This window comes from Oerskovia sp. NPDC056781 (genome assembly GCF_042789955.1).
GTDB classification, from domain to species: domain Bacteria; phylum Actinomycetota; class Actinomycetes; order Actinomycetales; family Cellulomonadaceae; genus Oerskovia; species Oerskovia rustica.
Genome location: NZ_JBHUAD010000229.1, coordinates 1 through 6,079, shown reverse-complemented (window position 1 = coordinate 6,079; position 6,079 = coordinate 1). Strand labels below are relative to the sequence as shown.

The following is a 6,079-nucleotide window of genomic DNA, read 5'->3' as shown; positions in this document are numbered from 1 at the left end:
GGGCACGGGGCCGGACCGGCCGGGGGCCGGGCCGGCCGGGGCGGCCGGGGCGGCCGGGGCGGCCGGGGCGAGCACCGTCTCGGACGGCCACGGCGAGGTGAGCACCGCGACGGGTGGGACCGGCCCGGAGCCGACCGGTCGCGTGGTGGCGGGCGTCGTCGGGTCCTGGTCGGCCGAGGCGCGCGTCCTGCTGGTGCAGTACCTGGCGATCGCCCCGGGCCGCCGCGGAGGTGGCATCGGTGCCGCGCTGCTCGGGGCCGCGGTCGCCGCGTGGCTGAAGGACCTGCGCCCGGTCATGGTGCTCGGCGAGGTCGAGCATCCGCAGTTCCATGCCGCGAGCGAGGCGCACGGCGACCCCGAGGCTCGGCTGCGGTTCTACGCCCGCCACGGAGGGCGCGTGCTCGCGGTGCCGTACTTCCAGCCCGGCAACGAGCCGGGGGCCGAGCGGGTCCCGGCGCTGCTGCTCATGACGCTCGCGACCGAGGACCCGGGGGCGACGAGCGTCCCCGCCGCGCCGCTGCGCACGTTCCTGCGGGAGTACTTCGAGGCCAGCGAGGGATCCTTGGCCGACGACGCCCCGACCCGCGCCCTGCTCGACGCGGTGTCGGGCGACCGGGTCGCACTGCTCGGCGTGGACGAGCTGGACCGCGTGCCCGTGGGGCTGCTCGACGGGTCGTCGCTGCGCGCACCGGCGGGCTGACCCCGTCCGGGCCCGGCCGTCTCCTGCGGGCCTCAGGAGGCGTCGGCCTGCGGCTCCTCGGCCGTCGCGGGGCCCGCGTAGTACACCGCGGTCTCGCCGTAGTCCTTGCGGGCGAGCAGCTCCCACCCGGTCGGCCACGTCGGCTCGGGGCTGCGCGTCGAGCGCTCGACCACGACGACCGCGTCCTCGACGAGCGCCGAGGCCTGCGCGAGCTGGCGCAGGAGCTCGGCGACGACGGTCTCCGACACGTCGTAGGGCGGGTCGATGAAGACGACGTCCCACGTGGTCGACGGGGGCGACTGCACGAACTTCTCGGCCTTGTCCTGCACGACCTGCACGTTCGTCAGGCCGAGAGTCTTCACGTTGGCCCGGCAGACCTCTGCCGCGACGCGGGCCGCGTCCACGAGCACGACTCGCTGCGCACCGCGCGAGGCCGCCTCGAGGCCCAGGGCGCCGGACCCTGCGTACAGGTCCAGGACGTAGGCGCCGTCGAGGACCCCGTAGTGCTCGAGCCGCGAGAAGATCGCCTCGCGTACCCGGTCGCTCGTGGGCCGCGTCCCCTTGGGGGGCACCTGCAGGCTGCGTCCACCGACCGTCCCGGCCACGATCCTCGTCATGCGGACAGCCTAGACGGACGCTCTGGCACGCCCGCGCCGCCTGGACGGCGTCACCCTCAGCGGGCACGACCGTCACCCCCGGCGGGCCAGCGCGTCACCCCTGGTCGGCAGAACCGTCACGCGCGTTCCAGGAACTCCTCGCGCTCGGGGTCGAGCTGGCTCGCGATCGCGGCCCGCAGCTCGGGGTGCTGCTCGAGGTCCGGGTCGGCGGCGACGACCTCCGCGGCGTCGGCGCGCGCCTGCTCGATCACCGCGACGTCCTTGACGACGCGCAGCAGCCGCAGCGAGCTCGCCCTGCCGGACTGGGCCGCGCCCAGCACGTCGCCCTCGCTGCGCAGCTCGAGGTCCACGGTCGCGAGCCGGAACCCGTCCGTCGTCTCGGCCATGGTCTCGACGCGCACGGCCGCGGGGGTCCCGGGCTCGACGGTCGAGACGAGCAGGCACAGTCCCGGTGCGGACCCGCGGCCCACGCGCCCGCGGAGCTGGTGAAGCTGCGAGAGGCCGAAGCGGTCGGCGTCGAACACGACCATGACGGTGGCCTCGGGGACGTCCACGCCGACCTCGACCACGGTCGTGGAGACCAGCACCTGGACGGTCCCGGACGCGAAGTCGGCCATGACCTTCTCCTTGTCCGCGGGGGCCATCTGCCCGTGCAGGACCCCGACGACGAGCCCGCGCAGGGCCGGCACGCTCGCGAGCTCCTCGGCGACCTCGAGCACGGCGCGCAGCGGTGGTCGGTCCGACCCGGCGCCCTGTCCGTCCAGGTCGAGGAAGTCGGGCACCTCGTCGAAGTCGTCGGTCCGGGTCTTCCTCTTCGCGGCGGCGCCCTCTCCGTCGGCGGCGCCCGAGCCCGCCGCAGGTTCGTCGGGGTGGATCCGCGCGCACACCACGTAGGCGCGGTGGCCGGCGTCGACCTCCTCGCGCACGCGCTGCCACGTCCGGTCCATCCAGGCCTCGTTGTCCGCGGGGACCACGTGCGTCGTGATGCCGGCGCGGCCGGCCGGGATCTCGGTGAGCGACGACGTCTCGAGGTCGCCGAACACGGTCATCGCGACCGTGCGCGGGATGGGGGTCGCGGTCATGACGAGCAGGTGCGGGCTGGTGCGGGCCTTGGCGCGCAGCGCGTCGCGCTGCTCGACGCCGAAACGGTGCTGCTCGTCGACCACGACGAGGCCGAGGTCCGCGAACTGCACGTTCTCGCTCAGCAGCGCGTGGGTCCCGACGACGATCCCCGCCCGGCCGCTCGCTGCGTCGAGCAGCGCGCCCTTCTTGGCCGCGGCTCCCATCGACCCCGTGAGGAGCGCCACGCGCGTGCCGTGGTCGGCCCCGCCCAGCATGCCCTCCTCCGCGAGAGGTCCCAGCAGGGTCCGCAGGGTGCGGGCGTGCTGCGAGGCGAGCACCTCGGTGGGAGCCAGGAGCGCGGCCTGCCCTCCGGCGTCGACCACCTGGAGCATCGCGCGCAGCGCGACGACCGTCTTCCCCGAGCCGACCTCTCCCTGGAGCAGGCGCTGCATGGGCCGCGAGAGCGCGAGCTCGCCGGAGATCTCCTCGCCGATCTCGCGCTGCCCCGCCGTGAGCGTGAACGGCAGCGACGCGTCGAAGTCCGCGAGCGCGCTGGGCTCGCCCGGTGCGCGCAGCGGCCGCGCCGTGGCCTCCTCGGCCTCGGCCCGCGCGCGCCGCTGGGCGAGCGCAGCCTGCAGGACGAACGCCTCCTCGTAGCGCAGCCGGTCCCGCCCGTGCTGCCACTGGCGCGTGTCGAAGGGTTCGTGGACGTCCTTGAGCGCCGCGTGCCGGGACCCGAAGCCCCGGGCCTCGCGCACGGCGGGCGGCAGCGGGTCGGGCACCTCGTCCTCGGTCAGCGGGTCGAGGACCTGTCGGACGGCCTTCTGGATGCGCCAGCTCGGGATCGAGGCGCTCGCCGGGTAGAGCGGGATGGGGCGCCGCGCCTCGACGAGGGCGGCCTCCTCGTCGTCGGCGTCGACCCCGATGACGAGGTAGTCCGGGTGCGTGAGCTGGCGAGCCCCGCGGTAGGCGCTCACGACGCCCGTGAACAGGCCCGTGCGGCCGGGCTGGAGACGGCTCTCGTGGGTGCGCAGTGCACCGGTGCCCTTCGCGAAGAACGTCAGGGAGAGGCGGTGGACGCCGTCGGTCACCTCGGCCTGGAGCATGGCGCCTCCGCGTGAGCGCATGGCCCGCACGGTGGCCTGGACGACCCGGGCCATGATCGTGACGTGCTCGCCCAGCACCAGGCCGCCGAGGTCGGTGAGCTTGCCCGGGTCGCCGTAGCGGCGCGGGTAGTGGCCCAGCAGGTCGCCCGTGGTCTCGAGTCCCAGCTTGGCGAGAGCGCCCGCCGAGCGTGGGCCGAGCACCTTGGTCAAGGGCTCGGCGAAACGGTCGACGGGCCCGATCACCAGGTCGCCCGCGAGGCGCCGCGTGCCGGTCAGGTGGTCCGCGTCCGTCGCGGGGGCGGCGGCACGAGGGTCGATGCTCATTCTGCTCCCAGTTCGAGGTCGGCGTGGTCGCGCCCCGAGTCGAGGACGACGACCTCGATGCCCGGGACGCGCTGGCGGGCGATGGCCGCGACGACGTCGATCACGACGGGGTCGACCTGTCGCCCCGGCAGGACGGTCAGCACCTCGTCGTCGGCGCGGAGGAGGCCTTCGAGCGCGGGTCGCACGAGCGCTCCGTCCGCGGGGACCTGGACGGCCCGGACGTCGTCGAGGGTCTCCCGCATGAGGGGGACGACGTCGTCGACGGAGCCCAGGGTCGCTGCGGCGAGCGCGGCCACGACGTGCAGGTCGGTAGGAGCGTCGAGCACCTCGATGCCCCGCAGGTCGCCGGCGCCCGCGCCGACGAGCCTGCCGGCCGCGCGGGCCACGTCGGCCGCGGCCTCGCTCCCGGGCAGGACGGCGACGCGGCGCGCGCCGGTGTCCACGGCCACGCGCAGCACCTCGCCCGGCGTCGGCGCCTGGTCGGTCGCGAGGAGGACGACGGCCCCGCTGCGGGCCAGGTCCGGCACGAGGCCGGGGGCCGACGTGATCGCGACGACGCCGTGCTCGGGCACCTCGCCCGGCGTCGAGACCACGTGCCCGTGCAGGCCGCGCGCCGCGACCTGGGTCGCGAGGTGCCGGACGCACACCTGGCGCAGGCGGGCGTCGCCGGCCGCGGTCCTGGCGGCCTGCACGGCGCGCGCGGGGTCGTCGGTGTGCACGTGGGCCTGCCAGACGCCCTCCCCCACGACCACGACCGAGTCGCCGACCTGTGCGAGGGCCGCGCGCAGCGCGTCGGCGAGGGACGACGACGGAGCCGGGGTGCCTGTGCCGTCTGTGCCGTCTGTGCCGTCTGTGCCGTCGACCACGAGCATGACCTCGAACTCGCCGTCGATCCCGACGGGCGCGTGCTCGGGCACCGTACCGGTCACCGGCCCGACGGCGTCGCTCCCCTGCACGGCCGGGCTCGCCGTGACATCGGTCACGTCGCCGCCACGGGTGCGTCCTCTCGTCATGGGGGCCATGGTGCCGTCGGCCACCGACAGGGAGCCGTCCGGGCCGAGGCGCACGTCGCCGTCGGTCGCGACGTCGTCGGTCCCGGCGGCCCCGGCGGCGACTCCCAAGGCCCGGCACAGCGCGTCGAGGACCAGCACGAGCCCGAACGCCCCGGCATCGAGCACGCCCGCGCGGGACAGGACGTCGAGCTCTCGGGGGCTGCGCAGCATGGCCTCGTGCGCCCCCGTGCGCGCCGCGAGCACGACGCCGCTCAGGTCGGCCCCGGCGTCCGCCGCGAGGCGCCCGGCGACGGCGGCTCCGTCGGCCGCCGTGAGGATCGTGCCCGGGACCGGGACCGCGACGGCCGCGTAGGACGAGCGGGCCGCCGCCTCGAGACGCGTCGCGACCCGCAGGGACCCGACGGGCTCGTCGGCCACGGTGGTCGCCCCGGCGAACCCGCGCAGGAACTCGCTGAGGATCACGCCCGAGTTGCCGCGGGCCCCGATCAGCGCACCCCGCGCGAAGGCGAGCAGCAGGGTGTCGACGGGCTCGCCGTCGGGCACCTCGCCCACGGCGCGCGCCCCCTCGGTGACGGTCAGGAACAGGTTGGTCCCCGTGTCGGCGTCTGCCACCGGGAACACGTTCGCGCGGTCGATGCGCGCCCTGGCCTCGCCCAGCGTCCGGACCGTCTCCGCCACCCACGCCCGCACCACCGCGGGCTCGATGTGCTCCGTGCCGTCCGTCACGCTCGTGGGGCTCCTTCGTCGGGGTCGGGCGCGCGGGGGTGCCGAACCCCCGCAGAGCCTGCGATACTTACCGGACCACCGTAGTCCGCCCTGCGCGCTGCACCATGCACGCTCTCGGGTCGGTTTGGGGTGGAGGGTGGCCATCGGCTACCCTATGGAGGTTGCCCGGACAGATCCGGGCGACCACGGACGTTCCCCGGCCTGTGTGCTGGTTCGGAGCGTTCACCCCACAGACCATTCACTACGTCGCCGCTGTCCTTTCGCGGAGGCGTGCACGACGATCAGGAGAAATCGTGGCTGCCAACTGCGAAGTCTGCGGCAAGGGCCCGAGCTTCGGGCACAGCATCTCGCACTCGCACATCCGTACGAAGCGTCGCTGGAACCCGAACATCCAGCGCGTCCGTGCGATCGTCTCGGGTACCCCGAAGCGTCTCAACGTGTGCACCTCGTGCCTGAAGGCCGGCAAGGTCGTCCGTCACGTCTGAGCCTTCCCGCTCGTTCGCCGAAAGCCCGCCAGGACTCGTCCTGGCG

Annotated in this window: 4 protein-coding genes and 1 pseudogene; 2 read left to right on the top strand and 3 right to left on the bottom strand. The window is 75.1% G+C overall.

All coding sequences use genetic code 11. The annotated features are described in order from the left end of the window. Positions 1-700, top strand: a pseudogene (locus tag ACFRCR_RS15815) (hypothetical protein); the annotation flags it as partial. Positions 701-732: 32 nt separating this feature from the next. Here ACFRCR_RS15815 and rsmD read toward each other — a convergent pair. The 3 genes from rsmD to ACFRCR_RS15800 form a co-directional block, all read right to left on the bottom strand. Continuing rightward, on the bottom strand, positions 733-1,317 hold the full coding sequence (gene rsmD, locus ACFRCR_RS15810) for a 16S rRNA (guanine(966)-N(2))-methyltransferase RsmD (protein ID WP_377678832.1): 585 nt from the start codon (positions 1,315-1,317) through the stop codon (positions 733-735). A 116-nt stretch (positions 1,318-1,433) separates the two neighbouring features. After that, positions 1,434-3,809: an ATP-dependent DNA helicase RecG gene (locus ACFRCR_RS15805; protein WP_377678831.1), complete on the bottom strand. Its 2,376-nt coding sequence runs from the start codon at positions 3,807-3,809 to the stop codon at positions 1,434-1,436. After that, entirely contained in the window at positions 3,806-5,548 is a 1,743-nt protein-coding gene (locus ACFRCR_RS15800) for a DAK2 domain-containing protein (RefSeq protein WP_377678829.1), read from the bottom strand. The genes ACFRCR_RS15805 and ACFRCR_RS15800 overlap by 4 nt, the downstream gene beginning before the upstream one ends. 293 nt (positions 5,549-5,841) lie before the next feature. On the opposite strand from ACFRCR_RS15800, the gene rpmB reads away from it, so the two are divergent. Further along, entirely contained in the window at positions 5,842-6,033 is a 192-nt protein-coding gene (rpmB, locus tag ACFRCR_RS15795) for a 50S ribosomal protein L28 (protein ID WP_030150850.1), read from the top strand. Positions 6,034-6,079: the final 46 nt, after the last annotated feature.

Coding starts and splice junctions, on each gene's coding strand:
- rsmD (WP_377678832.1), bottom strand. CDS start 1,317: ATGACGAGGATCGTGGCCGGGACGGTCGGTGGACGCAGCCTGCAGGTG.
- ACFRCR_RS15805 (WP_377678831.1), bottom strand. CDS start 3,809: ATGAGCATCGACCCTCGTGCCGCCGCCCCCGCGACGGACGCGGACCAC.